The organism is Commensalibacter melissae (genome assembly GCF_009734185.1).
Classification (GTDB): Bacteria; Pseudomonadota; Alphaproteobacteria; order Acetobacterales; family Acetobacteraceae; genus Commensalibacter; species Commensalibacter melissae.
In genome coordinates, this window is the sequence record NZ_CP046393.1 from 1,591,121 (window position 1) to 1,606,385 (window position 15,265).

A 15,265-nucleotide genomic window follows, 5' to 3' on the forward strand; every position below is an offset into this window, starting at 1 on the left:
GACTATTATACGAAGGGTCGATTCAATAAGAATCGGCCCTTTTATTTTAAAGGTTTTAAAACATGAAATTTCTGGATCAAGCTAAGATCTATGTTAAATCAGGAAATGGAGGCGATGGTGCGGTCGCCTTTAGAAGAGAGAAATATATTGAATTTGGTGGTCCGGACGGGGGCGATGGCGGACGTGGTGGTGATATCATTTTTGAGGCAGTTGACAATTTAAATACTTTGATAGATTTTCGCTATACCCAACATTTCCGTGCCAAAAAGGGTCAAAATGGATCCGGAGCCAATAAAACTGGTGCAAATGCAGAAAATATCTGTATTAAAGTTCCCATAGGCACACAAATATTTGCCGAAGATAAGGAAACCTTGCTTGCAGACCTAAATCAAAAAGGGAAAAAGATAGTTCTTTGTCGGGGGGGAGATGGAGGATTTGGCAATACACGTTTTAAATCCAGCACAAACCGGGCACCCCGTCATGCTGATAAAGGTTGGCCTGGAGAAGAACGTTGGGTCTGGTTGCGATTAAAGCTTATTGCCGATGTAGGATTAGTAGGCTTACCCAACGCAGGAAAATCAACCTTTCTTTCTGTTGCCTCTGCTGCCCGGCCAAAAATTGCCGATTATCCGTTTACAACCCTGCATCCACAACTAGGAATGGTAAGATTGTCACCAACTGAGGAATTTGTCCTAACAGATATACCCGGTCTCATTGAGGGAGCCCATGAAGGCAATGGATTAGGTGATCGTTTCCTAGGGCATGTTGAACGATGCAGTATGCTATTGCACCTTATCGATGCAACAGCTGATGATGTTGTCAACAACTGGAAAATTATTCGCAATGAATTGGAATCCTATCAAACGGAACTTGCCAATAAACGGGAAGTGATTGGACTTAATAAAACTGATCTGCTTACCCCTGAAGAAATTCTGCAAAAACAAAAAGAGCTGGAACAAGCAAGTGGACATAAGGTTTTCCTTCTTTCAGGGGCTACCCATAATGGGGTGAAAGAAATTTTATTTTATTTACAGAACTACATAACAAAATATAAACAGGATATAATTTTAAAATCAAAACATTTCAGTCCTATATAATGAAAAATCTACATCTTAACCAAGCCCGCAGAATTGTCATAAAAATTGGCAGCGCCTTATTAATTGACGGGAAAAATGCTTGCGTTCGTCAATCATGGCTAGAAAGCCTGATAGAGGATATAATCCATTTACGTCAGCAAAATTGCCAGATTTTAATTGTATCTTCAGGTGCGATCGCTTTGGCACGTTACAAGTTAAAATTAAATCGATATAAGCTTCGCCTCGATGAAAAACAGGCTGCCGCCGCAATAGGTCAAATCAAACTGGCTCAGACCTGGCATGAGGCTTTCGCTGCCCATAAAATCACAACTGCACAAATTTTATTGACTCTGGATGATACGGAAACGCGGTTACAATATAGCAATGCCCGTTCAGCCATTGAAACACTTTTGAAATTAAACTGCATTCCCATCATTAACGAAAATGATACCGTTGCCACTTCCGAAATTCGTTTTGGAGATAATGACCGGTTGGCAGCAAGAGTTGCAGAAATGGTCAAAGCTGATCGGCTTATCCTTTTCTCGGATATTGACGGGTTATATACCGCAGATCCCAAAACCAATCCATCAGCCAAGCATCTTGCCTCAATTCCTGAACTTACTCCACAAATTTACGCCATGGGAGGCAAGGCGCCAACTGGATATTCATCAGGTGGCATGGCAACAAAACTGGCAGCCGCAAAAATAGCCACAACTGCAGGATGTGCCATGGCAATCGCTTATGGAAAACTGCTTCATCCTCTCAAGGCCCTTCAAGAAGGAGCAAGATGTTCATGGTTTCTTCCCAATCGCAAACCCTATCCTGCCCGTAAACGCTGGATTGCTGGAAGCATCTCGACCAAAGGCACTATTTTTATTGATAATGGCGCGGAAAAAGCATTGAAAAACGGAAAATCTTTATTGCCTGCCGGTATTATCAAAGTTGAAGGCCATTTCCAACGGGGAGATATCATTAAAATTGCCAACAAGAATGGAAAAATTGTCGGAAATGGTATTTCTGCTTATGATTCTTCAGAAATCACTCAAATTATAGGTCTTCAAACTGATAAAATTAATTCCCAACTGGGCTGGGACGGCCCCAATGAGGTTATCCATCATGATGATATGGTGATTGTTCCCCCACTCACAGCGGCGGCCAGCGTAAAATAGGTTCTTTACGTTTTTTTAAATTAATAACCTCCTTTTTTTCATCATGAGAAGAGGGAGGGTCATATAATCCCCCCTCCCCATTTTCTACATAAATTTTCTGAGCCTGCTTATCAAAGTTATTTTCCGGTTTCTTAACCTCTACCTTACCAATATTCTCACCAAATTTATTCAGGGATGACCGCGATACATCACATGAATTCTGATTTGAAATATCAGAAGCTGCAAAACGCTTTTTCAAGGCAGGTAAGGGATAAACATAATTTTCAGGCTCATACAATTTTTTTTCTGAATTTTCTATTTTACCTGCTTTTTCTGTATCATCTCGATGATTGGCAACCACTTGTATTTTAGTTTCCAAACGAGGCCGCAAATCAGCCGTGCGCTTTAACAAGATACGTAATTGAGCCTGAATATCCTCCATTTGTTGACTTAAATAATTTAAACGTCCTTTTAGCCCAAAAACAGCAAAAGGCATAAACAAAAAACAAATTCCAAAAGTAACAGTCAATATTAGGATAACAAACTGCGCCCAAGAAGGGATCCACTCTGGAAAAGTTAAATTCATGATATTATTTCAACAATTTTATTAAATCTATATTCTACTACATACCCAATGCACGACGATAAACATCAAAAAGAGTTTCCTGTTCTTCCACTTCAGCAGGCTCCTGTTTACGTGCCCGAATTATCCTTCTGATTACAGGAACGTCAAATCCCGCCGATTTTGCCTCAGCATAAATATCTTTGATATCATTTGCCAACCCTTTTCGCTCCTCTTCCAAACGCTCAATACGTTCAACAATTGTCCGAAGACGATCAACGGCGATCCCTCCGACTTCGGGTTTATTATCAAATTCATTCATCCACTTTTCCTATTTTGATTTTTTTAAAATATATTTAAAGCTGTTTCTATTCATTACGTAACCCTGCATGCCAGGTCAATCGCCAATAGCCACAGAATATGAAAATTTTAATCCTTTGAAAATTTAAAGAATATTTTTTCCTGTTTTGAAAACCATGTTACTATCAAAAAAAATATTACAGAGTAGATTCACAAAATATATACGATTCAAAATAATATTCAAAAATTAAACTTTATAGAATGTAGAGAGACCAAATTTATGGAACAGACACAAGCCTATGCACCTTTTGATATTATCATTTTTGGGGCAACAGGCGACCTAACTGCAAGGAAATTATTACCCGCATTGTATTATCGTTATCTGGACAAACAAATTCCACCCCAAACTCGTATTATCGGTACAGCAAGATCACCTTTGACAGACGACGATTTTAAAAAACGCATTCATGACGGATTGGTTGAATTTGTTCAAGAATCCTATCAAGATCCAGAAAATATTAGAAATTTTTTAAATCTTATTTCCTACGTCAGCTTAAATGGTGCAGAAGCTGATAGCAACTGGCCAGAACTGCAAGCGAAATTCGAACATAACAAGGCTAATGATATTCGCATTTTTTATTTTGCGACTGCACCAAGATTGTATGGTGATATTTGTGACAATCTTGCATTGAAAAAACTGATCACTCCGACAACCCGTATAATCCTTGAAAAACCCATTGGAACCTCGTTAAAAACTGCCGAAGAGATCAACCAGCGTGTTGGCAAGCATTTCCCTGAAAATAATATCTACCGTATTGATCATTATCTTGGCAAGGAAACTGTTCAGAATGTTATTGCCCTTCGTTTCGCCAATCCAGTTTTTGAACGGCTTTGGAATTCGGATGCCATTGACTACGTCCAGATCACCGCTGCTGAAACCGTAGGAGTGGGTAAACGGGGTGGATATTATGATGGAGCTGGCGCATTAAGGGATATGGTTCAGAACCATCTTTTACAGGTTTTATGTATGGTGGCCATGGATCCTCCCATTTCATTAAATGCCGATGACCTGAGAAATGAAAAGTTAAAAGTCCTTCGTTCTTTAAAACCCATGACGGAACAGGATATCAAGAATAATACTGTTCGCGGCCAATATACATCATGCGTTTACAAAAATGAAAAAATACCCGGATATCTTGAGGATCTTGGTAAGGATCAAAGCAATACAGAAACTTTCATTACTTTAAAAGCCGAAATCAATACCGCCCGTTGGGGAGGTGTACCATTTTACCTGAGAACAGGAAAGAGGCTTGCAAAAAAAGTCAGTGAAATCATTATTCAGTTCAAACCCTCCGCCTGGAATCTTTTTGCCACGCCACCAAAAGCGAACCGTCTTGTGATTCGTATTCAACCAGACGAGGGTGTTTCATTATCCCTGCAAATCAAGGATCCACAAAAAACCTATACGAATTTACGCAGCACCTCAATCAATATTGAATTTCCTACAGCCTTTCATATCCGCTACCCCGATTCCTATGAAGGGCTTTTGATGGATGTCGTCAAAGGGGATCCCATTCTTTTCATCCGTCGTGATGAAGTCGAAGCTTCATGGCGCTGGATAGAACCCATTCTTGATGGTTGGGCAAAAAATCTAACCCCACTGACATATTATAAGGCTGGTAGCTGGGGACCACAAGAAGCTCTTGACCTATTAGATCGGGCAAATCATGTTTGGCACGAAAATATGACAGAATAGTGATTGTTGATCACCATGATTTTATCAATTCAAGTCATGGTGGTTAAAAAACTGCATTTAAAGATAAAAAATTTAATCCATAAGATGGATAGATGTTAATGAATTTTTACTTATTAATAACTACCTAAAAATTATTTATAGAATGAATTCATAGCTTTTGTTTTTATCTTTTCCATTCTAATTTGATGATCTTTGCAACGACTTCATTTTGAATTAAATAAAGTCTTAATATTGATTATCCAGTTCCATTTTTTAACTTAATTATATAATTCCATTATTTAATCAATCTGAAAAACTGATGACAAAATCCGATAGATTTGCATTTTCTCCATCAAGAAACTCTTTAAAGAAAAGGATAATACAACGCGTGATTGTTGCGCTACTCTTATCTGGCGGTATTATTTTTTGCCAAGAAATGGGTTGGTTAAATCAATTGACCGATCAGTTTGTAAGACAGAAAATCGACTGGTCTAATAATCAATCTGTAATAAAATATCTAAAACAGACCATCACAGATAAAAATCTAACAGAAATCCCTCTTAGATGCTTAATTCCCGTGATCAACAATGATGATGGATCAACAATTTTGAATGTTGAAATTCATGAAAAACACAATCAGGAATGTCTGAATACAAGAAAGAATTTTCCGACAATTTTCACCTTTCGTGTTAATAGGCAAAATGGTAGTATACAAATTGATAAAAATACACCCAATCATTTTTATCCGCTTCATTAAATAATCATTATATCAACTTTCATAATGAATCAATCTTCCTCTCCCCCTACTGTACCACGTCGTAGTTTCCTAACCCTGCTTACCGCAAGTTCAGTAACGGTAGGAGGTGTGGTTTGCACATGGCCTTTTATAAACAGTTTAAACACTCAAAATACCACCATCACTCATAATTACACGGATGTTGATATTTCCTCGCTTAAAGAGGGTCAGCAAATTACCGTTATGTGGCAGGGACATGCTGTATTTATTCTTCATCGTCCAGCCAAAACACTTGCACTTTTACAAGACAAAGAACTTTTGATCCGTTTACGTGATCCAAGCAGTAAAGAGTTGCAACAACCTCCCTATACAAGAAACTGGCACCGGTCAATTCAGCCAGAAATTGCGGTTTTGATTGGTGTATGCACGCATCTCGGATGTATTCCAAGCCTTAATTTGGGAAATTCACTTGGCGGATATTATAATTGTGCGTGTCATGGATCTAAATTTGATTTGGCGGGAAGAGTATATAACAATGTTCCAGCACCTTATAACCTTCCCGTTCCCCCCTATAAAATTTTAAAACCCGGAATTCTTCGTATTGGTGAAAACCCAGAAGGGGAAAATTTTAGTTTCACATCCATAATGCAGCTTTAAAATCATTTACCTGTTGGATATTTTATAAAATCATCTTGCTTTTTGCACGAAATAGCGACATCTTAACACCATCAGATAGCCAGATGATCGCTATTTACATGATCTGCATCGTAAATAGAGGAAAGTCCGGGCTCCACGGAAAAACGGTGCCAGTTAACGACTGGCGAGGGCGACCTTAGGGAAAGTGCCGCAGAAAACAAACCGCTTGCCAATTTATTTATAAATGCAAGTAAGGGTGAAAAGGCGTGGTAAAAGCACACCGCATGACTGGCAACAGGAATGGCATGGTAAACCCCACCGGGAGCAAAACCTAATAGAGGTAACAGATTTACAGTTAAATCAGGGTTTTTCCGCCCTGTTACCTGGGTTGGTTGCATGAAATACGGTGCGAATCGTATTCAAGATGAATGATCGTCATTTATGTTTCATAAAAACAGAACCCGGCTTACACGCTATCTGATTTTAATTTTATCCATAAATTTCCATTAAGATGCAAAACTATAATTTTTACGGCATTTTAACGATACTTCATATACATCTCAATCATGATTTTATGAAATAAAAGTGATTTCCAACGTAATTATTTGACCTCCCATATTTACCCATGATATCCCAAAGGCTATAATGTAAAACAAAAGCAAAGATCAATAATCAATTCAAATTAAATCTGGGATAGCCTGTAATGAATTTGTTCCTTGGATCACATCAAAATCGACTGGATGCCAAAGGAAGAGTATCTATTCCAGCAAATTTCCGTTTAAATTTACGAAAAGAAAAAACCACCAAGGAAGAACTTTCCTTTATTCTTCGCCCCTCTCATACTTTACCCTGTATCGAAGGATGGCCATTTGCCATTTTCAACAAACTGACCGCCGTATTGGATGATGTCAACATTCTTTCAACGGAACATAATGACCTCGCAACCCTTATTTACGCTCAGGCCTGGCCTATTGAAGTTGACCGTGAGGGAAGAATTATCCTTCCTGACATTCTAAAACAACATGCCAACTTGACCAATAAGGTCACTTTTATGGGACTTGGGACAATTTTCCAAATTTGGGAACCTGTAGCCGCACAAAAACATTATGAATCCGTGCTTAAACGAACAAAAATGGTCATTCTGCCACACGCCGCCAAGGCTAAAACTGAGCAAGCGAACCAATAATCATGGCCGACAATTATTCAGCAATTGATATCAATGGTCATTTCCCCGTCATGCTTAACGAAGTAATTGACCTTTTACAACCAAAATCCGAAGCGGTTTATATTGACGCAACCTTTGGTGGAGGTGGGTACAGCAAGGCCATTCTTTCCGCAGCCAATTGCAATGTATGGGGAATTGATCGTGATCCCGATGCCATCAGGCGAGGACAAAAAATTGTTGACGACTATCCCACGCTTCGTCTTTTACAAGGGGATTTTGCTCAACTTGAAACGCTTGCTCATGAAAATAACATCCAATCTCTGGATGGTATTGTTCTTGATCTGGGAGTTTCCTCTTTTCAGTTGGAAGAGGCAGAAAGAGGTTTTTCATTCCGGTTTGATGGACCGCTGGATATGAGAATGAGTAAATCTGGAAAAACTGCGGCTGATCTTGTTAACCAGTTGTCCGAAACCGAATTGGCAGATATTCTATGGTATTATGGTGAGGAACGTTTCTCACGTCGTATCGCTCGAGCCATCATTCAGGATAGACTTGAAAAACCTTTTGAAACAACACAACAACTGGCAAACCTGATTAAAAGGATTGTTCCGTCCAAAAAAAATGAAATTAATCCCGCAACTCGATCTTTTCAGGCGCTAAGAATTGCCGTCAATGATGAATTGACACAAATCAGGCAAGTCTTAACAAGTGCACTTTCCCTTCTTAAACCAGATGGAAAACTGATTGTTGTCTCATTTCATTCCCTGGAAGACCGTATTGTCAAAGAAATCATGAATCAGGCAACTGGCAATATTGCAAGTCCTTCAAGACATCATCCTCAATCCCTACATCAAAAATCCGAACTGATTAAGTTTGAAGCCCTAACCCATAAGCCTCTTCGCCCTTCAAAACATGAAGTCCTTTTAAATCCCCGTTCACGAAGTGCGAAATTACGAGCCATTAAACGTCTTGCAGGGCAGAAAATAAGGAGTATATCCTGATGATAATCCGTCCATTAACGTTATTTTGCTCAGTACTTGCCGGCCTATCTGGAATGATCCTGTACACTCAAAAACATAAAACCACCGTACTGGATCATCAAATCGCCAAAATTGTGCATGATACGGAACGGCTAAAAGCCCGGACGGCAATGTTACGGACAGAATGGACTTTACTTAATCAGCCTGACCGTTTAAAAACTCTGGCCAACAACTTTTTGCCAAAATTGCACCCTTTGGCTCCCACTCAATTTGTACAAATGTCATCCTTGCTCAATGTGCTTCCTCCCATTCAAAAGGAACAGATTGAGGATAAAACACGCAAACAGCTGCTCCTTGCAGTCGCTAATAATCATGGACAAACCTTGAATAACCCTGATGACAAGCCCGAACCTGCTATTGTTTCAAGTAATACGACCAGACAACATCATGACTCCCCAACAAAACCGAGCACTTCGGATGAAGAAAACCAATCTGCATCCTTCAATTCCCCTTCCAGAAAACCCGAAATCTACACTGCTAAAAAAACGAACAATACAATTGATTCCTCTGATGATATTTCAAATAAAAACATAAAAAAACCTCCTATCAGAACCAAACCTGTTCAAAATGTTAGGGATGATGAAGAAAATCTAGCAACCAAAGATTTCCCTGATATCCCACGAATTGATAAAAAAAATATCAAAACAACAGCCTTAATCAAAAAATCCGCTCATAAACCTGCAGTTCGACCTGCATTTTCAATTGCTGACAGTTCTGAGCCGATGTCAATTGTAAAAGAAAAGAATAACAATGGCACCATTGGTAAAAAGGAAATACACACCGTCGTAATAACCAGTGCAAAACCAAAACATGCGACGCCGGTAAAAATCGCCCAAAACAGCAAACAAAAACAGCATTATCATTCTGAATCAGCCTTTGGGGACGACGCTGATGATTCCCTACCCGCACCTGTTCCTTTTTCTCAATGAATTCTATAAAGTTAAAATAAATGATAAATTATGGAAAAGGTTCACAAAAGGGTCAACTTTATAGACAATCTTTTGAAAAAAGAAAAAAAAATCAAAAAAAAAAAATTAATACCTATCAAATAGATAAAACCAGACTTCGCTTATTTATCACAGCATGTGGCTTCTGCGTCATTTATGGTGCGGTTATGCTAAAATTAATTTTCGCAACCATCATAGCACCTTTGCCCCCTCAAAAACAACAAATCGCTCCCCAGGTTCCCCCAATTCCAATTAGCGATCCAAAAGGAACCATTGCTGGAGATTTTTCGTTACCTCAAATCCACAGAGCCTCTATTATTGACAGAAATGGACAGATTTTGGCCATTTCTCTCCCCGTGGCACAGTTATATGCAAATCCTATCGAAATTATTGACCCTAACGATGTTGCTCAAAAACTGAAATCTATTCTTCCCAATCTTAATCTTGAAAAAACCACTCAAAGACTCTCGTCTAAAAAACAGTTTGTTTATATAGCTCGCGATATTTCTCCAAAACAGGAGATTGATATCAATAACCTTGGCATTCCAGGAATTTATTTTGAAAGTGGCGAACGCAGACATTATCCACTAGGACGATTGGCAGCCCATATTCTCGGCAGCGTGGATATTGATGATCACGGTATTGCAGGTATTGAAAAATATCTTGACCAGCGCTTGATGAATGATCATTCCTCTTTACGATTATCCATTGATACGCATGTTCAAACCGCAGTACAGGAAGAAGTGGAGGCAGCGATGCAAACTTTTCAGGCAGAAGCTGCATGCGGTATTATCATGGATGTTCATACCGGGGAAATTCTGGCAATGGTGAGTTTACCCGATTATGATGCAAATTTTTTCAATAAAGCCCCCCCAAATCAAAGATTCAATCGCGCCACAAACGGGATGTACGAACCTGGATCAACCTTTAAACTTCAAAACGCAGCTATGGCTTTGGAAGTTGGCGGTATACATATTTGGGACCGTTTTGCAACAGCACCAGTCAGAGTGGGTCGCTTTACCATTCACGACTTGAAAACAGATCATTTTGCTCCCTATCTTTCCTTACCTGAAGTATTGGCATATTCCTCAAACCCTGCATCTGCACACATCGCCCTTGATGTTGGGGGAGAAAAACAGCGTGCCTGGTTACAAAGAATGGGTTTTTTAGCACGCGTTCCAATTGAACTACCCGAAGCAGGTCGTCCTTTGGTGCCCTCTGCCAGAAATTGGGGGATATCCACCATCATGACTGTCGCATTTGGTCACGGTATCGCACAATCCCCTTTAGCCATTGTTCGTGGAACCGCGGCAACAGTGAATGACGGTTACCTGATCAGGCCCACTCTATTATCAAGACAGGATGAGACAATGCCTCCGGTAATTATTGATCCAACCTCATCTAGAACTGACATACCTGATGGAGAAAAAGTTATTTCCGATAAAAATTCCCTTATTCTAAGGAAAATACTTCGTTTAGATGTTACACAGGGAACAGGCAAAAACGCAGAGGTTCCAGGTTATTTTGTAGGAGGGAAAACTGGTACCAGTGAAAAAGTGGGAAAAGGTGGGGGTTATTTAAAACATGTCAATGTATCAGCCTTCACTGCTGTTTTTCCGATGAACAATCCCCGATATGCTGTCTATGTCATGCTGGATAGTCCAAAGCCAACCAAATTTACTCATGGCTGGACAACAGCCGGATGGAATGCGGCACCAACTGTATCCAAAATCATTGCACGTATTGGACCCATGCTTGGATTATTTCCAGATATAAAGAATGCCGGAAGGATAGATAATGAGTTATCCATTCCTCTACGTCCTGCAGTTCCTAGAGGAGTAAAAGCTCTCGGTCCAGGAAATGATCCGGGCGATCCTCGTCTTAATCGACAAACAAAATCCGCATTAAAAACAAAATCTAGACACAAAAATATATCATCCTCTTCCCCCTCAGAATAATCAGTTTCATTTTACCATGATTTCACTTGATACATTACGATCCTATATCAATATTCCCTATTATTTCCCTAATCATGAAATAAGAGGAATTGCACTGGACAGCCGGAAAGTGCAAAAAGATTTTCTTTTTGCCGCTTTGCCTGGAAATCAGCTTGATGGACAAGCATTCATTCAACAGGCCATTGAAAATGGAGCCAATACGATTCTCTTGACCAATGGGTCAAACATGGATTTGCCGAGCCAGTGCGTTCCCATTTACTGTGATAATCCCCGTCAAGTGATAGCAAAAATAACTTCCTTATTTTACCCGAAGTTACCCCATCATAAAATAGCGGTTACAGGTACAAATGGTAAAACAAGCACCGTCGATTTTGCCAGACAGTTATGGGAACTGGAAAATCTGAAATCCGCTTCAATTGGCACTTTGGGCGTTCTCAATAATGCTGGCTATCATTATACAGGACCGGTATTAACCACACCTGACACTATTATTTTACATGAAATTATGCAAAATCTTTCCAAAAAACATGTAACACATGTTGCCATGGAAGCATCTTCACATGGATTGGCTCAATACCGGCTTGACAATATTGAACTAGAAGCGGCAGCTTTTACAAATCTAACCCGGGATCATCTGGATTACCATCACAGTTTTGAAGCATATTTTCAGGCAAAACAAAGATTATTTACAGATATATTACCATCAAATGCCATTGCCGCATTGAACAGTGATATGAATGCATCCGTTCTTGAAACATTATTAAATATAATAAAAAAAAGAAAACAACAATTGAGACTGGTTGGCATCAAAGGAAATTTTTTGCGTCTAAATCATGTTAAACCCTTACCCCATGGTCAGGAAATAACCTATAAAACAGCTTCAGGAAACCGTGTTACAACAACCCTTTCTTTACTTGGACGTTACCAGATAGATAATATTCTACTTTCTATGGCACTTATCGCAAAAGATTCTGAACATCTTGAATCCCTTGTTCCTCTACTTCCCAAACTAAAAGGCGTGAAAGGACGCATGGAACAGGCTGCCATCTTACCAAATGGGGCAACTGTTTATGTTGACTATGCCCATACACCTGATGCATTGACCCATCTTTTACAATCTTTGCGTCCACATGTTCATCATGAGTTATATATTATATTTGGGGCAGGTGGGAACCGAGACAAAGGCAAACGCCCTCTGATGGCTCTTGAGGCGGGGAAATATGCAGACCATGTCATTATTACGGATGATAATCCCCGGCATGAAAATCCCGCACTGATCCGTAATGAAATTAAAAAAGGTTTTCCACGGGCCGTTGAAATCGCTGGCAGAGAAGAGGCCATTGCACAAACAGTTAAAAAACTTCAACCTGGCGATATTTTAGTTATTGCTGGTAAGGGGCATGAACAAGGCCAGATTATCGGGAATACTATCCATCCTTTTGATGATGTAAAAATAGTACAGAAATATATGAGATATTTATGACATTCCTTTGGAACGAAACTGATCTTATCCAGGCCACTGGAGGTACCTTATCCATTCATCAGGCCATACATGGAACGGGTGTCTCCATTGATACCAGAACCTTGCGACCCGGGGATATCTTTATTGCCATTCCAGGTGAAAATAGCGATGGTCATGACTATATTCAACAGGCTCTTGCCAATGGAGCATCTTGTGTCATTGTCACGCATATTCCTTCCCAATTCAACAGTCAATTACCCTTTTTAATTGTCTCGGATACGTTACATGCCCTTACAAAAATGGGGATTTATGCTAGACAGCGTTTTCATGGAAAAGCCATAGCGATCACTGGAAGTGTCGGTAAAACCACAACAAAGGAAATGCTTAAAAACGCTTTGCAGCCTTTTGGAAAAATTCATGCTGCCGAAGGTTCATATAACAACCATCTGGGCGTTCCTCTCACTTTGGCAAGACTTCCCTCTGATGCCGACTATTGTATCAGTGAAATTGGCATGAACCACAGTGGCGAAATAGCCCCCCTTGCTGCCATGGTTAAACCTGACATAGCAATTATTACTACGGTATCATCCTCCCATCTTGGATTGATGAAAACCCTGGATGCAATTGCCGAGGAAAAAAGCCAGATTATCACCGCTCTGTCAAAAAACGGCATCTTTATTCTGCCTGAAACAGTTTATGATTTCACTTTATTTGAAAAACGAGCAATGCAATATCATGTTCATCTTTACAGAACAGGTTTATCAGAAAAGGCTGATTTTCAAATCCAGTCCATAAATCTTGGTGCAGATTATTCAATCTTCAAATTTAAAACAGTTAATGAAATCTTTTCCGTCTCTCTTGCGTCTCCCGGGCAACATCTCATTCATGATGCCTCCCTTGTACTCGGTGCCATATTCTCCTTGAAACTCGATTTGCAACAGGCAATTACCGCCCTGCATCAATTTACAGCTGGGTCAGGACGAGGAGAAATCTTACCTTTGATAGATAAAACAGGAATTCTTCTAGATGAAAGCTATAATGCATCAACCCTTTCAATTCAGGCCGCATTAAAAACCCTAACATTATTGAGTCCCAAACGACGTATCGCAGTTTTAGGGGATATATTCGAACTGGATGAACATAGCGAAAAGGAGCATCTCTCCTTGATTCCCAGTATTATACAGAATTCTGATCTTGTTTTTACTTGCGGCTCCTCAATGAAAATTGTATTTGATCAACTTCCCCGATCTATACAAGGGAAATGGTGTAAAAATGCAGAAGAGCTAATCCCTTTCATTCATCAGCAATTGCAAGATCGAGACACTGTTCTGGTAAAAGGAAGTCATGGAATGCATATGGAAAAAATTGTTAGGGCGTTAACTCAAAAAATGAATCAAAGGAAAAATTAATGCTATATGATCTGATTATGCATCATGGGCTGGCCTATGCCTTTTTACTTAATCTTTTTCGTTATATAACATTTCGTGCTGTTGCCGCCTGTTTCACGGCTTTTTTCCTTAGCATTTGGTTGGGTCCCTATATAATAGCCAAACTTCACCAGATTCAGCGTGAAGGTCAGCCCATTCGTGCCCTTGGCCCGGAACGGCATTTGAAAGAAAAAGCAGGAACTCCTACTATGGGAGGAATTTTAATTTTATCCACTTTATTAATTTCAACGCTTTTATGGGCTGACCTGACCAACGGATTTATCTGGATCGTACTATTTGTCACCTTTGGATTTGGCCTAATAGGTTTTTTTGATGATTATAAAAAACTGGCAAAACATAACAGTGATGGATTAAGTAAACGCACACGTTTGGGCGGGGAATTTTTAATCTCACTGGTTGCAACTTATTTTTTACAACAACTGACCCCTTCAGGAATGGCCAATGACCTAGCGCTTCCTTTTCTTAAAAATGTCCTTATTCCATTAGGCTATTTTTTCCCTCTTTTTGGGATGATTGTCATAAGTGGTTTTGGTAATGCGGTTAATTTCACGGATGGACTTGACGGGCTTGCCATTGTTCCAGTTGTTATCTCCTTTTTTGTTTTTGCGCTGATTGCCTATATTGTCGGAAATAGTGTTTTTGCCGATTATCTACAATTGCATTTTATTCCTAAAACTGGGGAATTGGCCATATTCTGTGCTGCTGTCATAGGGGCAGGACTAGGATTTTTATGGTTTAACGCCCCTCCGGCTTCTGTTTTTATGGGGGACACAGGCTCTCTTTCATTGGGTGGCGCCATTGGATCTGTTGCCGTTGCCGTAAAACATGAGCTGGTCTTGTGTATCGTCGGCGGTTTATTTGTAATTGAAACGCTATCCGTCATTATTCAAGTCGCATGGTATAAAAAAACTAAAACAAGAATCTTTCTCATGGCACCTTTACATCACCATTTTGAAAAAAAAGGATGGGCCGAATCAAAAATTGTCATTCGTTTCTGGATTATTTCCATTATTTTAGGCATTATTGGTTTAGCAACATTGAAACTGCGTTAA

Annotated in this window: 14 protein-coding genes and 1 other RNA gene; 13 read left to right on the top strand and 2 right to left on the bottom strand. The window is 39.6% G+C overall.

All coding sequences use genetic code 11. The annotated features are described in order from the left end of the window. The first annotated feature begins 62 nt into the window (after nucleotides 1–62). Nucleotides 63–1,097, top strand: coding sequence for a GTPase ObgE (gene obgE / locus GN303_RS07075; RefSeq protein ID WP_110438452.1), 1,035 nt, complete (start codon nucleotides 63–65; stop codon nucleotides 1,095–1,097). Next, nucleotides 1,097–2,245 (top strand): glutamate 5-kinase, encoded by a 1,149-nt coding sequence (gene proB / locus GN303_RS07080; protein WP_110438453.1) that lies wholly within the window; start codon nucleotides 1,097–1,099, stop codon nucleotides 2,243–2,245. Before obgE ends, proB begins: the two co-directional genes overlap by 1 nt. Here the strand turns inward: proB and GN303_RS07085 are convergent. After that, nucleotides 2,220–2,810: a hypothetical protein gene (locus tag GN303_RS07085; RefSeq protein ID WP_110438454.1), complete on the bottom strand. Its 591-nt coding sequence runs from the start codon at nucleotides 2,808–2,810 to the stop codon at nucleotides 2,220–2,222. The two genes, proB and GN303_RS07085, sit on opposite strands and share 26 nt — an antisense overlap. Before the next feature lie 37 nt (nucleotides 2,811–2,847). Continuing rightward, nucleotides 2,848–3,108: a DUF2312 domain-containing protein gene (locus tag GN303_RS07090; RefSeq protein WP_110438455.1), complete on the bottom strand. Its 261-nt coding sequence runs from the start codon at nucleotides 3,106–3,108 to the stop codon at nucleotides 2,848–2,850. A gap of 258 nt (nucleotides 3,109–3,366) precedes the next feature. Between GN303_RS07090 and zwf the strand changes: the two genes are divergently transcribed. The 11 genes from zwf to mraY all read left to right on the top strand — a co-directional run bounded on the left by zwf (nucleotide 3,367) and on the right by mraY (nucleotide 15,265). Then, complete coding sequence (gene zwf, locus GN303_RS07095) at nucleotides 3,367–4,842, top strand: glucose-6-phosphate dehydrogenase (protein WP_110438456.1); 1,476 nt, start codon at nucleotides 3,367–3,369, stop codon at nucleotides 4,840–4,842. Between the two features lie 298 nt (nucleotides 4,843–5,140). Then, nucleotides 5,141–5,578, top strand: a complete 438-nt coding sequence (locus GN303_RS07100; protein ID WP_146206654.1) for a hypothetical protein — start codon at nucleotides 5,141–5,143, stop codon at nucleotides 5,576–5,578. 24 nt (nucleotides 5,579–5,602) lie between these two features. Further along, nucleotides 5,603–6,214 carry a ubiquinol-cytochrome c reductase iron-sulfur subunit gene (gene petA / locus GN303_RS07105; protein WP_110438458.1) on the top strand — a complete coding sequence of 204 codons (612 nt, stop codon included), beginning with the start codon at nucleotides 5,603–5,605 and terminating at the stop codon, nucleotides 6,212–6,214. 71 nt (nucleotides 6,215–6,285) lie between these two features. Further along, nucleotides 6,286–6,678: RNase P RNA component class A (gene rnpB / locus GN303_RS07110), an RNA gene on the top strand. Between the two features lie 218 nt (nucleotides 6,679–6,896). Beyond that, on the top strand, nucleotides 6,897–7,379 hold the full coding sequence (gene mraZ, locus GN303_RS07115) for a division/cell wall cluster transcriptional repressor MraZ (protein ID WP_110438459.1): 483 nt from the start codon (nucleotides 6,897–6,899) through the stop codon (nucleotides 7,377–7,379). Nucleotides 7,380–7,381: 2 nt separating this feature from the next. Beyond that, complete coding sequence (gene rsmH, locus GN303_RS07120) at nucleotides 7,382–8,359, top strand: 16S rRNA (cytosine(1402)-N(4))-methyltransferase RsmH (RefSeq protein ID WP_110438460.1); 978 nt, start codon at nucleotides 7,382–7,384, stop codon at nucleotides 8,357–8,359. After that, the gene (gene ftsL / locus GN303_RS07125) at nucleotides 8,359–9,327 is read left to right on the top strand and encodes a cell division protein FtsL (protein WP_110438461.1); all 969 of its coding nucleotides are present in this window, start codon (nucleotides 8,359–8,361) and stop codon (nucleotides 9,325–9,327) included. The genes rsmH and ftsL overlap by 1 nt, the downstream gene beginning before the upstream one ends. A gap of 20 nt (nucleotides 9,328–9,347) precedes the next feature. Beyond that, a complete protein-coding gene (locus tag GN303_RS07130) occupies nucleotides 9,348–11,303 on the top strand; it encodes a peptidoglycan D,D-transpeptidase FtsI family protein (RefSeq protein WP_110438462.1) in 1,956 nt (651 codons plus the stop codon). A gap of 16 nt (nucleotides 11,304–11,319) precedes the next feature. Next, nucleotides 11,320–12,786, top strand: a complete 1,467-nt coding sequence (locus GN303_RS07135) for a UDP-N-acetylmuramoyl-L-alanyl-D-glutamate--2,6-diaminopimelate ligase (protein WP_110438463.1) — start codon at nucleotides 11,320–11,322, stop codon at nucleotides 12,784–12,786. Then, nucleotides 12,783–14,174, top strand: a complete 1,392-nt coding sequence (locus GN303_RS07140) for a UDP-N-acetylmuramoyl-tripeptide--D-alanyl-D-alanine ligase (protein ID WP_110438464.1) — start codon at nucleotides 12,783–12,785, stop codon at nucleotides 14,172–14,174. The genes GN303_RS07135 and GN303_RS07140 overlap by 4 nt, the downstream gene beginning before the upstream one ends. Further along, entirely contained in the window at nucleotides 14,174–15,265 is a 1,092-nt protein-coding gene (gene mraY / locus GN303_RS07145) for a phospho-N-acetylmuramoyl-pentapeptide-transferase (protein WP_110438465.1), read from the top strand. The genes GN303_RS07140 and mraY overlap by 1 nt, the downstream gene beginning before the upstream one ends.

Excerpts from the sequence above, each read along its gene's own strand:
- mraZ (WP_110438459.1), top strand. The coding sequence starts at position 6,897 with ATGAATTTGTTCCTTGGATCACATCAAAATCGACTGGATGCCAAAGGA.
- GN303_RS07140 (WP_110438464.1), top strand. The coding sequence starts at position 12,783 with ATGACATTCCTTTGGAACGAAACTGATCTTATCCAGGCCACTGGAGGT.
- ftsL (WP_110438461.1), top strand. The coding sequence starts at position 8,359 with ATGATAATCCGTCCATTAACGTTATTTTGCTCAGTACTTGCCGGCCTA.
- rsmH (WP_110438460.1), top strand. The coding sequence starts at position 7,382 with ATGGCCGACAATTATTCAGCAATTGATATCAATGGTCATTTCCCCGTC.
- GN303_RS07085 (WP_110438454.1), bottom strand. The coding sequence starts at position 2,810 with ATGAATTTAACTTTTCCAGAGTGGATCCCTTCTTGGGCGCAGTTTGTT.
- GN303_RS07135 (WP_110438463.1), top strand. The coding sequence starts at position 11,320 with ATGATTTCACTTGATACATTACGATCCTATATCAATATTCCCTATTAT.
- obgE (WP_110438452.1), top strand. The coding sequence starts at position 63 with ATGAAATTTCTGGATCAAGCTAAGATCTATGTTAAATCAGGAAATGGA.
- zwf (WP_110438456.1), top strand. The coding sequence starts at position 3,367 with ATGGAACAGACACAAGCCTATGCACCTTTTGATATTATCATTTTTGGG.
- mraY (WP_110438465.1), top strand. The coding sequence starts at position 14,174 with ATGCTATATGATCTGATTATGCATCATGGGCTGGCCTATGCCTTTTTA.
- GN303_RS07130 (WP_110438462.1), top strand. The coding sequence starts at position 9,348 with ATGATAAATTATGGAAAAGGTTCACAAAAGGGTCAACTTTATAGACAA.
- proB (WP_110438453.1), top strand. The coding sequence starts at position 1,097 with ATGAAAAATCTACATCTTAACCAAGCCCGCAGAATTGTCATAAAAATT.
- petA (WP_110438458.1), top strand. The coding sequence starts at position 5,603 with ATGAATCAATCTTCCTCTCCCCCTACTGTACCACGTCGTAGTTTCCTA.
- GN303_RS07100 (WP_146206654.1), top strand. The coding sequence starts at position 5,141 with ATGACAAAATCCGATAGATTTGCATTTTCTCCATCAAGAAACTCTTTA.
- GN303_RS07090 (WP_110438455.1), bottom strand. The coding sequence starts at position 3,108 with ATGAATGAATTTGATAATAAACCCGAAGTCGGAGGGATCGCCGTTGAT.